Origin of the sequence: Pelagibius litoralis, from assembly GCF_011683915.1 — a bacterium.
In the GTDB taxonomy this organism is placed as follows: Bacteria; Pseudomonadota; Alphaproteobacteria; order Kiloniellales; family Kiloniellaceae; genus Pelagibius; species Pelagibius litoralis.
In genome coordinates, this window is sequence record NZ_JAAQPH010000011.1 from 1 (window position 1) to 14,452 (window position 14,452).

General features: G+C 59.5%; 11 protein-coding genes. 4 read left to right on the forward strand and 7 right to left on the reverse strand.

Features of this window, described 5'->3' with window-relative positions; genetic code table 11:
• On the forward strand, positions 1-1,641 hold a 1,641-nt coding region (locus HBA54_RS14805; protein ID WP_277345382.1), incomplete at its 5' end, for a calcium-binding protein.
• Positions 1,642-1,959: 318 nt separating this feature from the next.
• Positions 1,960-2,190, forward strand: coding sequence for a helix-turn-helix domain-containing protein (locus tag HBA54_RS14810; RefSeq protein ID WP_167225937.1), 231 nt, complete (start codon positions 1,960-1,962; stop codon positions 2,188-2,190).
• A 621-nt stretch (positions 2,191-2,811) separates the two neighbouring features.
• Here HBA54_RS14810 and betC (HBA54_RS14815) read toward each other — a convergent pair.
• The 7 genes from betC (HBA54_RS14815) to HBA54_RS14845 form a co-directional block, all read right to left on the reverse strand.
• Complete coding sequence (gene betC / locus HBA54_RS14815; RefSeq protein WP_167225939.1) at positions 2,812-4,374, reverse strand: choline-sulfatase; 1,563 nt, start codon at positions 4,372-4,374, stop codon at positions 2,812-2,814.
• Positions 4,375-4,437: 63 nt separating this feature from the next.
• Positions 4,438-5,409, reverse strand: coding sequence for a TAXI family TRAP transporter solute-binding subunit (locus HBA54_RS14820; protein ID WP_167225942.1), 972 nt, complete (start codon positions 5,407-5,409; stop codon positions 4,438-4,440).
• Complete coding sequence (locus HBA54_RS14825) at positions 5,406-7,349, reverse strand: TRAP transporter permease (protein ID WP_167225944.1); 1,944 nt, start codon at positions 7,347-7,349, stop codon at positions 5,406-5,408. Before HBA54_RS14825 ends, HBA54_RS14820 begins: the two co-directional genes overlap by 4 nt.
• Before the next feature lie 123 nt (positions 7,350-7,472).
• Positions 7,473-7,763 carry a hypothetical protein gene (locus HBA54_RS14830; RefSeq protein WP_167225946.1) on the reverse strand — a complete coding sequence of 97 codons (291 nt, stop codon included), beginning with the start codon at positions 7,761-7,763 and terminating at the stop codon, positions 7,473-7,475.
• 66 nt (positions 7,764-7,829) lie between these two features.
• Positions 7,830-9,452, reverse strand: a complete 1,623-nt coding sequence (gene betC, locus HBA54_RS14835) for a choline-sulfatase (RefSeq protein WP_167225948.1) — start codon at positions 9,450-9,452, stop codon at positions 7,830-7,832.
• 4 nt (positions 9,453-9,456) lie between these two features.
• The gene (locus HBA54_RS14840; RefSeq protein ID WP_167225949.1) at positions 9,457-10,845 is read right to left on the reverse strand and encodes an aldehyde dehydrogenase family protein; all 1,389 of its coding nucleotides are present in this window, start codon (positions 10,843-10,845) and stop codon (positions 9,457-9,459) included.
• Positions 10,846-10,871: 26 nt separating this feature from the next.
• Positions 10,872-12,479 (reverse strand): GMC family oxidoreductase, encoded by a 1,608-nt coding sequence (locus tag HBA54_RS14845; RefSeq protein ID WP_205944671.1) that lies wholly within the window; start codon positions 12,477-12,479, stop codon positions 10,872-10,874.
• Positions 12,480-12,587: 108 nt separating this feature from the next.
• Between HBA54_RS14845 and HBA54_RS14850 the strand changes: the two genes are divergently transcribed.
• Both HBA54_RS14850 and HBA54_RS14855 read left to right on the forward strand, forming a co-directional pair.
• On the forward strand, positions 12,588-13,316 hold the full coding sequence (locus HBA54_RS14850) for a GntR family transcriptional regulator (protein ID WP_167225953.1): 729 nt from the start codon (positions 12,588-12,590) through the stop codon (positions 13,314-13,316).
• A complete protein-coding gene (locus tag HBA54_RS14855) occupies positions 13,313-14,449 on the forward strand; it encodes a mandelate racemase/muconate lactonizing enzyme family protein (protein ID WP_167225955.1) in 1,137 nt (378 codons plus the stop codon). The genes HBA54_RS14850 and HBA54_RS14855 overlap by 4 nt, the downstream gene beginning before the upstream one ends.
• Positions 14,450-14,452: the final 3 nt, after the last annotated feature.

Sequence of the window (14,452 nt, forward strand, 5' to 3'; positions counted from 1 at the left end):
GGCAACGACACGATCTACGAGTACAGCAGCTCCACCCAGTACTCCCGCCACCTGGGCGATAAGCTGGTGCTGGGGCCGGGAATCGCAGTTGGCGATGTCATCGTCACGCGCAACGCGGCTGATTGGGAGGATGTGACCATCAGCTTCCAGGGCGCGGCCGGCTCGATCCTGTTGAATGAGCAGTTCGGCGACAACCGCTATGGCGTGGAAGAGATCGTCTTTGCCGACGGTACGGTCTGGACACCGTCACAGCTTGCGCATGTCGGATACGCCCAGGCGATGACGGCCGGTGACGATTACATCTTCGGCGTCAAGGGCAACGACACCATCAACGGGGCCGAGGGGAATGACAGCCTCTACGGCTGGGAAGGTATTGACAGCCTGACCGGCGGTGCTGGGGATGATTACCTGGAGGGCAGTTGGCACGCCGATACCTACGTCTACAATCTGGGCGATGGCAACGACACGATCTACGAGTACAGCAGCTCCACCCAGTACTCCCGCCACCTGGGCGATAAGCTGGTGCTGGGGCCGGGAATCGCAGTTGGCGATGTCATCGTCACGCGCAACGCGGCTGATTGGGAGGATGTGACCATCAGCTTCCAGGGCGCGGCCGGCTCGATCCTGTTGAATGAGCAGTTCGGCGACAACCGCTATGGCGTGGAAGAGATCGTCTTTGCCGACGGTACGGTCTGGACATCATCGCAGCTTGCGCATGTCGGATACGCCCAGGCGATGACGGCCGGTGACGATTACATCTTCGGCATTCAGGAGAACGACACCATCAACGGAGGTGAAGGGAACGACAGCCTCTACGGCTGGCTGGGCGCCGACAGCCTGACTGGCGGCGTCGGGGACGACTACCTGGAAGGCAGTTGGCATGCCGACACCTACGTCTACAATCTGGGTGACGGTAACGACACGATCTTCGAGTACAGCAGCTCCACCCAGTATTCACGCCACCTGGGCGATAAGCTGGTTCTCGGGGCCGATTTTGCACCACGCGATGTGATGTTCGCCAAAGGCGAAGTCGATGCTCTCGACGTGACGATCACTTTCGGCGATTTACCAGGGTCCATCCTTCTCGACAATCAACTCGGCGATAGCCGTTACGGGTTGGAAACGATCGAGCTTGGTGATGGAACGATCTGGACAAAGGCGGAGATCGCCGGGATGGTTTCTTCGAGCAGCGACGATACGGTTACGGGCACAGATGGAGACAACTACCTGAACGGACAGGCGGGCCAGGATCTGATCATCGGCAATGATGGGGACGATGTCCTTCTTGGGGGCTTGGGTGACGACACGCTGATCGGTGGCCTTGGCAGCGATACCCTGGAGGGTGGCGACGGCGCCGATATCTTCGCTTATCAAGATCTCCTGGAGGCCGGCGACGTGATCGATGGGTTTGATGCCACGGGTTCGGATCTCATCGATCTAGACGCGCTGTTGGATAGCCTCGGCATTGCTGGTGCCGACCGCAGCGCCAGGGTGGATATTCAGCAGGCTGGCAGCGATCAGGACGCGGTGGTCTCCCTCGACAGCGATGGCGATCTCGTTTTTGAAACCGTGCTCACGACGGTCACGAGTGTGACAGGCGATCTGGACAATAGTGACTTGAACCTTGGCACCCTTGTTTGAGCGCGGGCACTTCCTGATCGCCCACTTGTAGAAGCTCCACGCCAGAAAAATGACATGTGATCAGGGTTCCGGCGACACTTTGATGTCGTCAAACCAGCACTACCAGCGAATGTCGGCTTCGGTGGTTTCTGTAATCGGGCCTTTGGTGTCAAGCTCCTCATTTTCCGATGTCCGCCACGAGGCTCTGGCTTCTGTCCGTGGTCAGCGTCCTATTATTCCTGAGGGGCTGCCACCTGCTCGGGTTAGAGGAGAGGGGCGAACCAAGCTGCGAGGCGTGCTCTTTCGCAGGCACAAGGCGCGGGGACTCTAAGCGGAACGGTGATCTCTCCGGACATATGTCGTGCTGCTCGCTACCTAGTGAACTTGTCCCAGCAGGAACTGGCCGCGGCGGCCGGTGTTGCGCGTTCGACAGTAGCTGAGTTCGAACGTGGTGCACGGGTGCCGGTCACCGACAACGTGACCGCGATGCGCAAAGCTCTTGAAGCTGCGGGTGTTACGTTCATTCCTGCCGACGATGCCGCCGGCCCGGGCGTGCGCTTGCGGAAGTAGTGTTCCAGGAGGTCGCCTGCTCGGTTATCTCGGCTGAAGTGGGAAAGGAGCGACCATAGACGAATCCTGCGGCCACTCTCCAGCGCTCTCTTTGGCCGCGAATTCGCACCTAAACTCAAGGGACGGTTTATCGCATCCCATGCACCTGCGGTGCCAACAACCAGCCGAGGCCATACCGGCAAAGCTTGTCTCAGAACGGTTTTCTATGCCCTGCTACTGATTACGCTGGCGCAGGCTGTTGTTTACGTTTGGATCCGGGTGCCTGATAAAATCGGCTCCATAGCAAAGCATTGAGCCAGCCGGGCGCTGTAATCATCTTCTCTGAGCGATTTTAGCAGTTGGGTGAAGAGGCAGAATTGCCAGGAAATTCCTGTGGGCAATGACTGAGGTCGACCCTAAGCAGCCGGTCGCCATCGTGGCCGCGAACGTCGGCTATGAGCCCATAGTGACGAATGCCGCAAGTGGAACGAAAGGGCAAAGCGGCACTTAAGCAGCCGTAGCGGCTTAGAATACGGCCGCTTCCGAGATTTCACACACGCACCCGTCTCTTTTGGCCTGCGTAGCAATACGCTCCGCGCGAAAGCTGGCAAGAAAATGCAACTCACCCGCCGCCTAGTAGCTTCACTTTTTGGTTTCTCGTGGGAACTGCGGCGGTGTCACTGGCACGTAAGGGAACCGTCCGCGTTGCTTGGTGGCGGTTGTGCTGGGATCTGTGCTGCCACGGACATAGACTTTTCCAGGATCATAGTCGGGGCCGAAATCCCAAGTCGGGAACCGTCCGTGTTTCATTGCGCCATGAACAAACATCCGTTTCTTCTGCGAAGCGCGGATGCGGTCCTCAAGTCCCTCTTCGTCCCATCGTTCCTTCATGGCCACGAACATCCTTTCGATCTGCGCCTGATGCTCGGGGGCGTCCGCCAGGTTGGTAAGCTCTAGGGGGTCCGCTTCCATGTCAAAGAACATCTTGGGATCGGTCCGCGTATAGACCAGCTTTTTCGATCCTTCGATCATGATGAACGCGGGGCCGTAAAGGCTTTCACCGGTCGACTCGATGAAAACCCGGTCGTCACGGCTGTTCCGATCGGGGCGATCCAGCAGGCTTCGGCCATCATGGGATGCCGCGTAACCGTCAAAGGTTCCGCCGCTGGCGATATCGGTGAAAGTCGGCATCAGATCGATCAGTGAGGCTAGCGCCTCTTCCCGGTGGCCTGCCTTCACGCCGGGGCCCTGCATGATCATCGGCACGCGCAGCGAGGCCTCGTATGGGTTGAACTTGAACCACATGCCACGCTCGCCCAGCATTTCGCCGTGGTCCGAAATCATGAAGACGTAGGTGTTGTCCAGTTGCCCGATGCTTTCCAACGTCTCGATCAGCCCGCCGACCAATTCGTCGATATGGGTGACCATCGCGAAATAGGCGCGGCGCGAATTGTAAAGCTGTTCCGGCGTGATCTCAAACTCGTCCTGCCGGATCGTCATGAAATAGCGTTGCGACCACGGGTCCCGGTCCTCGTAGGGGATATAGGGCACTTCGGGTTCGGGAATGTCGCGGCCTTCGTACATGTCCCAATACTTGCGGCCCGCAACAAACGGGTTATGCGGCTGGGTGAACGACACATGCAGCAGGAACGGACGATCATCGGTTGACCGGGCGTGGTCATAAAGCTCTTTGCGCGCGGCGATAAAGACCTCTTCGTCATAGTCCAATTGCAGGTTGCGTTCGCAATGGCCGGATTCGACGACGCTCAAAAGGCTCATCACCGAAGGCGCATAGGCCTCGTCAGTTTTTTCCCAGTCCATGGTCCAGGCAAAATCGGATGGATAAATGTCGGTGGTCAGGCGTTCTTCGAACCCGTGCAGCTGGTCTGGTCCGACAAAGTGCATCTTGCCCGACAGCGTGGTCTTGTAGCCAAGCGTGCGCAGGTAATGGGCATAGGTCGGCTCGGACGGCAGGAACTCGGCCCCGTTGTCAAAGACGCCAACATCCGATGGCAGACGCCCCGTCATCATCGAGGCGCGCGAGGGGCCGCAGACCGGGTTACTGCAGTAACTGTTGGCAAAAGTCGTCCCGTTCTTGGCCATTTTGTCGATGTTCGGCGTGATCGCATAAGGCTTGCCGTAAGCCGACAGGCAAAGCGCGGTCATCTGGTCCGCCTGAATGACGAGGATGTTGGGACGGGTCATGGCTTTTCCTTGCGCAAAGATATCCGCCCGGACATTGGCCCGGACGGACTTGAGAGTGACACTTTATCTGCTGGTGCGGGCAACGAATTCCTCGATGCCGGCCACGCCAATCTGGCGGTAGTATTTCAGCGCACCGGGATGCAGGGGCGCACCAAATCCGTTTAGCACGGTGTCCTTGCTCACGCGGCCAAAGGCAGGATGAACGCCCGCCAGATCATCAAGGCTTTCAAAGATCGCCTTTGTCATTTCATAAACCCGTTCCTCGGACACATCGGCGGAAATGACTAATCCGTTTGCAAGACCATAGGTGGGCGTATCGCCTGCCACATCCTCGTAAGTGCCGCCGGGGATCGAAAGACGGAAGTATGGCGGATACTTGGCATTGAGGTCGGCATAGAACGCGTCAGAGATCGGGATCAGTTTCACATCACGCTGCGCTGACAGCTTGATGACGGGTGGCAGCGGGAATGATCCGTTCCAAAGGGCTGCGTCGATGTTGCCGTCGCTCAGCATATCGATCATGTCGCCAAGACGGACGCGAAAGGCCTCAAAGTCCTCGCCTGCGACCATGCCCATCAGTGCATTCGCGTCCAGCATCGACACGCCACCCGGCTGGCCCATGCCCACACGCTTGCCTTTCAGGTCCTCGACCGAATTGATCGGGCCGCCTTCCAGCGCGATGATATGCATGCCGACCGGGGCGATGGACATCCACGACAGGATTTTGCCGGGCTCGCTGCCCTCATAGGGGCCGGTTGCCGCCCATGCTTCATAAGAAGACAGCGAGGTCGCCATAGAGGCTTCGATCTCGCCATCCTGCAAGAGATTGATATTGGCGACATAGCCTTTGGTTTCTTCCGCCGTAACTTCGATGCCTTCAACGTTCTTGTTGATGACATCGGCGATGCCCGCGGACCATGTGTAGGCCGTGCACCCGACCGGGCAGGACCCGATCGACAAGAATTCAGCCTGTGCGGCCATCGGGGCAACCAGCGTTGCCGCCGCAAACAGTGCATGTCTAAGTGTGAGTTTCATTTTTTCTCTCCCTTTGAAGTTGATGCGATCGGTTCTGAACCGATTTCTGTTGTGATTGTTTCGTGAGCTACACCCTTGCGCAGGTTCCAGACGATCAAGGCTGCTGCGATCAGCACCGCCAGCGCGTCAAACCGCCAGTCCGAGCTTAGAAACAGCACGGCTGCCAGAGCGAAGCCGAACCGCTCGAGGACACTCAGGCGGTAGGCGAAGAAGCCCATCATCGCGACACTGGCCGCAACGCCCCCGGAGATTGCGGTGACAAATGACAGAACCACCTGCACCCAGGTCGCGTTGATGGCCAGAAGCGCGGGATCATAGACAAAGAAATACGGAACCGCGAAGGCACCCATGCCAAACTGGCAGGCCAGAACCGCGATCTTCAGTGGATTGCCTTGCGAGATCGAAGCCGCTGCATAAGCGGCAAGCGCAACCGGCGGCGTAATCGACGAGAGCATGGCGGAATAAAGTACGAACAGGTGGGCTGCCAGAAGCCCGACGCCCAGATCGACAAGGGCAGGGGCTACCAGTGTGGCCACCAGAATATAGGCCGCTGCCGTTGGCAGGCCCATTCCAAGAATCAGGCAAGTCAACATCGTCAGTACCAGCGCAACGGGCAAATGGCCGCCTGACAGCAGAACCACAAGAGTCGAAAACTTTAGCCCGATGCCGGTTAACGTGATGATCCCGATGATCATGCCCGCGGCCGCACAGGCCAAAGCGACAGGGATGACAGCATTGGCCGCGGTGATCGCTGTCTCGACCATCCGGCGCGGTGTCTGAGCGGATGAGCGGTTGAAGAAGCTGACGATCACTGACGCCGCCACCGCCCAGAACGACGACAGCATGATCGAATAGCCGTTCAGCAACATGCTGACAAAGACCGGCAGAGGTGCCAGCAGATAGGACCGTTTGGCGATGCTTGCCCAGTCGATGACCGAGTCTGCGTCGCGCAGCAACGGTATATTCCGTTTGACCGCCTCGAAATGCACCATCGCCAGCAGCACGGCATAAAAGATCACCGCAGGCAGGAACGCCGCCTTGGCGATGGTCAGGTAAGACGTTGCCGTGAACTCGGCCATGATGAAGGCCGCCGCACCCATCACCGGCGGCATCAACTGACCACCAGTAGAGGCGACAGCCTCAATCGCGCCCGCAGCTTCCTTGCGATAGCCACTTTTGCGCATCAGCGGGATGGAGATCGGCCCCGTGGTCAGTACATTGGCAACGGCGGTGCCCGAAATCATGCCCATCAGGCTAGAGCCGACTACGGCTGCCTTGGCAGGCCCGCCGCGCATCCGACCGGTCAGGCCCGTTGCGAAGTCCATCAGCACTTGCCCGGCGCCGGTTTTCTCCAGAAGCGCACCCAGCACAACGACGCCGGTAACGAATGTGGCGCTGACACCAAGGGGCGTGCCAAAGATGCCGCCACCGCCCAGATAAAGCTGCGCCGTCACCCGTTTCAGGGAATAGCCTCGATGCGCCAGACCATCGGGTAGGTAGGCACCAAAGAGCCCGTAGGCGATGAAAAACGAGGCGAGGATCACGATAGGCCAACCGATTGTCCGGCGGCAGGCGTCGAACAGGGCAATTACCAGAATCACAGCCAGCACGATTTCGATCTGGGTGATCTCACCCCACCGGTCGTTGATGGCGCTAAAATTCACAATGTGGTGCCCGGTCGCAATGACGCCAGGGGTAAGGGCAACCACAATCCAGAGGCGTTGCAGAGTCACCAACATAGTGGTTTGACCGTTTGGTCCAAACGATGCTCTGAGCGCGCCGACATAGACCAGCGCCATGACCAAAAGCAGATGACCGCTGCGCTGCAACCCATCTGGGAAAACGCCGAAATAGGCGGTGTAAAGTGTCAGGCTGACCAGCAACACCGACACGATGCCGATGATCCAGCCCAATGCCCGGTCTGATACCAAGCTATGCATAGGCCGCCCCTTCATCGGAGCCCGACGCGCTTTTATTCAGATGCTCAAAGTCCAGCCGGTCGGAACAGCAGAACGTGTGCAATGCCAGCAGCGACGCTGCCTCGGCGGGCGAGACCTCGCTTTTCACCAACCGGAACCGCTGTCGGGATCATAACCAAATGTGGTTTTCAGCTCGTGCACGGCACCCGCTTCTGGATGGTCAAATTCCTCTATGATGCGGGCGGCCAGCAAATCGTGTGCAATCCGGGTCGACGCCATCTCGGAAAACCCGAAGCCTCCGGCCAGTTCGGCGCGTGATACGCCTGGTTCTGCCTGAATGCGGCTTAGCATGAGACGTCGGTGCATGTGGCGCAGACTGGCAGGAGTCGCGCTGGTGGAACCATTGCTAGCCATCGGGTAGTTTGTAATGGCCATAGAATTGACCTGTCGATTGATGTGTTCGTCGAAACACCTTCGGCGAAACCCGCCGATAGTCCGAAATCAAGACTCGACATCATCGCATCTCCCCTCCGATAGATAATCCGGCAGCGGTTTCTGACCGGCAATTATCAGGGCTACATCCTCTTGAGATAACGCGGGAAAATATGGCTCGGCCGGTTCGACGCGGGGCAGGCGACGGTCTGCCTTGGTTCCGTCCACGCCGCCCGATCCACGCCGCACATAGCGTGTCTCGTCACCCTTGCGCGCCACGAAATCCCAGTCCTCAGGATCGCCGGGTGTCGCCTTCAGAAACAGCCGTTCGGCCTGACTGACGCGAATCTGTTGGTCGATGGCGTCCGGATCCCAGCCGTCCATCAGGATGGTTTTTAAACGCGCCAGGGTGTCCGCGTGCGCCGGATCGCCCGCAAGGTTCTGCAACTCGTCAGGGTCCACGTCCAGATCGAACAACAGGTCCGGGTGACCATGAGTATAGATCAGCTTGAACTGCCCCTGCCGGACCATCCGGTGCGGCACGCAAGGCCCGATGCCATAGTAATCTGAAACAACCAGATCGCGAGTTGCGCCCCCGATCAGCGCGGGTTCAAGGCTTTCGCCATCGCAGGGCAGCCTTACCTCGCCCCCCCCGATACCAACCAGCGTCGGAAGTAGATCGACCAGTGACACACAGTCTTTCACCCGGTGCGGCGTATAACGTTCGGGCGCCGAGATCATAAGCGGAACACGGGCGGACCACTCATGGAAACTCTGCTTGAACCACATGCCACGCTCGCCCAGCATCTCGCCGTGATCAGCGCAGAAGAGGACGACAGTGTTGTCAGCTTGACCGCTAGCCTCCAATGCAGCGAGGATTTCACTGATCTTGTCGTCGATGAACGAGATCATCGCATAGTAGCCATGCCTCGCGCGGCGCAGGTCATCCTCGGTCACCCGGTGCCGGTGCCGCCCATGGGCAAAGAACAGGGCGCGCGATGCATAGTCGAGGTCGTCGAAAGGTAAAGTACCAACCCTCGGCGCGTCGATGTCGTCGGGATCATAGCGGTCCCAGTACTGTTGATCCGCGACAAACGGTGTGTGCGGGCTAGTGAAAGACGCGACCTGAAACCACGGCCCCGCATCATTGCCGCGCCGCGCGAGATCATAGATCGTCTGTACGGCGGCATGGGCGACTTCCTCGTCAAAATCCTCCTGCAAGGTCCGCGCCGCCGGTCCGGCGTCAACAACACCATTTAGTCCCGTCGCCGAAGGTACGAAGGCCGGACCCGCCTTCCAGTCCGCCACCCAGTCAAACCCCGACGGATACACATCCGTCACCGTGCGCTCATCAAAGCCGTGCAACTGATCAGGGCCGATAAAGTGCATCTTGCCCGACAGCACCGTGTGATAGCCCAAGTGGCGCAGATGATGCGCCATGGTCGGCTGACTGGACGCCAGATCACAGGCGTTGTCCCATGCCTCGATCGTAGGCGTCAGCCGTCCCGACATCATCGAGGTCCGCGATGGTACGCAAAGCGGATAGTTGCAATAGGCGTTGTCGAAGACCACGCTGTTTGCCGCCAACCGATCTAGGTGCGGGGTTTTGCAAACCCGGTTGCCATAGAATGGCAACGCCTGCGGGGCCAGTTGGTCAGCCATGATCATGAGGATGTTTGGTTTGTCGGTCATGACTTCAGACCTCCGCCCGGCGATAAACAGTATGCTCGGTGGTATAGAATTGGATGGTCGAAGGCCCATTCGAACCGCCGACGCCCATGGCGCTGTCCTTTATGCCGACAAACGGCAGATGATTTTCCGGGAAGCTGCCCGCGTTAACATGGATCATGCCGCTTTCGCTTGTTGCAACAAAGCGTTCCACTTCGTCCGTGCGCTCGGAATAAAGGCATGAGGACAAGCCGAAGGCGACGTCGTTGGCGACACTCATGGCCTCGTCCAATGTGTCATAGGCGATCACCGACAGGACTGGGCCGAATACCTCGTCACGCGCGACTTCCATGCCCCGGTTGACGCCGGAAAGGATCGTCGGCGCATAGAAATATCCGCCCTTGTCGGAGTCGAGCTTCTTGCCCCCCGCCGCAATGACTGCGCCTTCCGTCACTGCACGCGATACGAACCCGGCTACATCTTCAAGCTGTTGCGCACTTGATAAAGGGCCGGTCTTCGCGCCATCCATTGCACCGTCCATAGGCTGCATAAGCTCGGCCCGCGCCGCCAGCCCAGCCACAACGGCCTCTTCAAGATCGCGCTGCACAATGACCCGGCTGACCGCCGTGCAACGCTGACCGCAGACGGCGAAAGCCGCCGCCATGATTTGGTCGAGCGCTTTGTCAAGATCCCTGGCATCGTTCAGTATCGCCGGGTTCTTGCCGCCAAGTTCCAACGACACTTCGGCCAGATGGCCCGCCGCCGCGATGGCGACCCGCTTGCCGACACCGACCGAGCCGGTGAAGCTGACGGCATCGACGCTTGCGTGTTCCGACAAGGCCTGCCCCAAAGCACCGCCGCCAATGACGGCCTGCACGAGGTTTGCAGGCAAGGTCTCGGCGGCAATCTCGGCCATCAGGGCAACAGCTCCCGGCGTCAGAGAGGCGGGCTTGAGGATGATTGCATTGCCATAAACAAGTGCCGGAATGGCCTTGCGCATCGGTGTACTGAACGGGAAATTCCACGGATTGATGCCAAGGATCACTCCGCGCGGGCGCCGTGTCGAATAGGCGACGGTTCCTGGAATTTGCGACGGGAAGACCTCGCCAATCGGCGCACTGGCCCGGCCAATGCACGCGCGTGCCTCGCCAACCGCCTTGGCAACCTCGCCGCGCGCTTCGGCCAACGGTTTGCCCATTTCCTTCGTGATCGACAGGGCGATCTCGGCGGCCCGCGCCTCTAGGGTATCGACAAACTTGGCAACCTTCGCGCCCCGGTCCGGCTGTGGCGCTGCGGCCCAGTTGACCTGAGCCACGCGCGCCCGCGCCACCAGATCATCCAGCGCACTGGCGGGCGTTTCGTCATACCTTGCCACGATGTCGTCCGGGGCAGCAGGGTTTCGAATTTCAATCGGCATAGGCGTTTTCCAGTTTTGTCTGTAAGTTAGGTTGCATTCGCGTCGGCAAGGATCATCGCTGCCGCTTTCTCCGCGATCATGTAGGTCGGCGCATTGGTGTTGGCGGATGTGATCATTGGCATCACCGAAGCATCGACGACGCGCAGCCTCTCGACACCGTTCACGCGCAGTGCCGGATCCACAACGGCGCGTGCGTCGTTCCCCATTCGGCACGTGCCGACCAGGTGGTAGACTGTTCCTGCCATCTGGCGCACAGCGTCCAGCACCTCAGCGTCACTTTGACACTCGGCACCCGGCACGACCTCGCGTCGCCAACGCTGGCGGAACTCGGGCCGGTTATAAAGTTCGCGCACAAGGCGGACGCCCTCGACGATGACTTTTTGGTCTTTCTCGGCCGCAAGGTAGTTGGTGCGAATGAGGGGGTCGGCAAAGGGATCGGTGCCCGCAATCTGAACTGAGCCGCGACTTTCTGGGTGACACTGCCAGAACGAGGTCGTGAAACCAGAATAGCGGTGCAGAGGCTTTCCGGGCTTGTCGACAGACAGCGGCATGACGAACAATTGCAGGTCGGGCCGCCCGCCCTCGGCGTATTTGGTGCAGGCCGCGCCTCCCACCTGACCTGCGCCGACAGTCAGCGGGCCGCGCGATTGAACAAGCCACTCCAGCCCCATCTTTGCAAGGCTGATGGGATTGCGGATATGGTCATTCAGCGAGTCACCGCGTTCGTCCAGCTCGACGACCGTACGCATTTGCAAGTGGTCCTGCAGGTTCTCACCAACCTCAGGCGCGTCATGGCGCACCATCAACCCATGCTCGCGCAACAGCTCCGCAGGCCCGATCCCGGACAATTGTAAAAGCTGCGGCGACTGGACCGAACCGCCGCAAAGGATCACCTCGCAATCGGCATGAGCCTCATGCGTCGCGCCGTCCTTGACATAGCGCACGCCCGTTGCACGGTGGCCGTCGAAGATGATCGACGACGCATAGGCGTTTGTCTCAAGCGTCAGGTTAGGTCGCTGCAAGGCCGGATGCAGAAACGCTGTGGCTGCGCTGTCGCGCCACCGCCCGCGCAAGGTCAGTTGATATGCGCCGACGCCGTAAGCTGCATCACCGTTGAAGTCTTTGTTCCGTGGCAACCCATGCGCCATCGCCGCTTGCAGCCAGTCATTACACGCCGGGTTGTCATTGCGCAGATCCGAGACCTGCAAAGGCCCGTGCGCACCGCGTAATTGCGACGGCGGCCCGGCATAGGTCTCGATAGCCCGGAAATGCGGCAGCACATCGTTGAACGACCACCCGTCCGCACCAAGGGCTGCCCAGTCGTCGAAGTCCGCGTGCTGCCCCCGGATATAGATCAATCCGTTGATCGAGCTTGATCCGCCGACCACCCGCCCACGCGGGCAATCCATCCGCCGCTCCGCGATGCCGGGGTCTTGCTCGCCGCGATAAAGGTGCGACACGCGGCCATCATAGATCGACTTGTAGTACCCAACGGGTAGCTTCAGCCAGAACCCCCGATCGGCCCCGCCGCCCTCCAGAACAAGGACGCGCGCAGCTTCATCTTCCGATAAGCGGGCGGCCAACGTAGACCCCGCCGTTCCCGATCCGATGATGATGTAATCAAAGCCCGTCACGCAGCCCATCCCCAAAAGTTCTATTAATAGGACTAATCGGATTACGCTGGTGTTGCAACAAAAATTCTATATATAGGTTTTTAGAACCTATTGAGGCTAGCGCACCCCATGACGGACACTCTTCGGCAAAGCCGATCCCCGCTTTATCTTCAGATCGCTGAGATACTGCGCCAGAATCTCGACCGCGGCGTCTGGATGCCCGGAGAACTTTTGCCAACGATTTCAGATCTTTCAACTGAATATTCAGTCGCAAAGATCACGGTGCGGCAAGCCGTGAAGATACTTGAAGAAGAAGGGTTGTTGGAATCGCGGCGCGGACGCGGAACGACCGTTTTGCCGACGCCACCTGTGCCAGATCGGCTGCATCTTGGCACGCGTTTGTCGACATTGGCCGACCATTATCGCGGTGACAAACCCGCACTTGATCTGTTGGAAGACCGTGACGCCGAAGTGCCGGGTGCGCCCATAATTGGCGGGTTGTCTGACAAGGGTTATCACCTTTTGCGGCGCACCCACACGCGCGATGGTGAAACCTATTGCGTTATTTCGATCTACTTCGAAAAGGACCTGTTCGCCCGCCATGAAGGCGAATTCAGAACTCAACTTGCCTTACCGGTGCTGGTCGATTCCGACGACATCGACGTTGCTCGGGCCCGCCAGTCCCTGACGATTGGTAAATGTGATTATGACACTGCCGGGCTGCTGAGCCTTGCCGTCGGCGACCCTGTGGTCGAGGTCCGACGCGTTATTTGCGACGGCCAGGATCGGGTGATCTATCTTGCGGACGTCACTTATCGCAGTGACTTTGTCCGCCTTGAAATGGACCTTCTTGCATGATCGACATTGCCCGCATTCAGGCCTGGGCCTTTCGTTCACCAACGAAAAGACCTGTCGCCACATCCTTCGGTGTGATGCACGACCGCCCGGCGGTGCTGGTGCGGGTCGAAGACCGTGACGGTGTTTTCGGTTGGGGCGAGATCTGGGCCAACTGGCCCGTCGCCGGAGCTGAGCATCGCGTGCGTCTACTTGAGATGGACGTCGCACATCTGGTGCTGGGCGCCCGCGCCGAAACACCGGCCGGGTTCTTCCACAAGCTTGACGCCCAGACACGAATACGCGCCGTCCAATGCGGCGAGGTGGGCCCCTTTGCCCAAGTTATTGCCGGGCTCGACATCGCTGTCTGGGACATGGCCGCACGACGCAAGGGCCTGCCGCTGCGGCGTCTAATCCGTGCCGACGCGCCCGACCGCGTGCCGGCCTATGCGAGTGGCATCCAGATTGCCGTGGCGGGCGATCTTATGCCGCGCGCACGGGCTGTCGGGCACCAACGGTTCAAACTGAAAGTGGGCTTCGACTTGGACGCCGATATCGCCGCCGTCCACGACATTCACGCGGGATTGGCCGACCACGAACTGATCGCCTGCGATGCGAATCAAGCCTGGTCACTGGAACAGGCGCAGGAGTTCGTCACCGGTGTCGCTGACGTTCCCCTGCATTGGCTCGAGGAACCGCTGCCGGTCTTCGCGGACCGGGGCGAGTGGCAGACCTTGGCCGCAAATTCGGCGATACCGCTGGCAGGGGGCGAGAATATCATCGGCGAAGCCGACTTTGATCACGCGATCAAAGCGGGCGTTTTGTCTGTCATCCAACCCGACGTAGCGAAATGGGGCGGCGTTACTGCATGTCTTGCCGTGGCCCGAAATGCGCTGGCCAATGGTCGCCGGTATTTCCCCCACTTCCTTGGCGCTGGCGTCGGTATCGCCGCCTCGGCGGAATTGCTGGCTGGTGCAGGAGGGGACGGGCTTCTGGAAGTCGACGTCAACGATAACCCGTTGAGATCATTGTTCTTCGATGGGCAAGAGCCAATAGCCGACGGCATGTGGACGTGCGGCAATGGTCCGGGTCTGGGCATCGACAGCATCCCCGAAGAGTTGGCGCAATTCCAGACGCTTTACACCGAAATCAGCTAACCG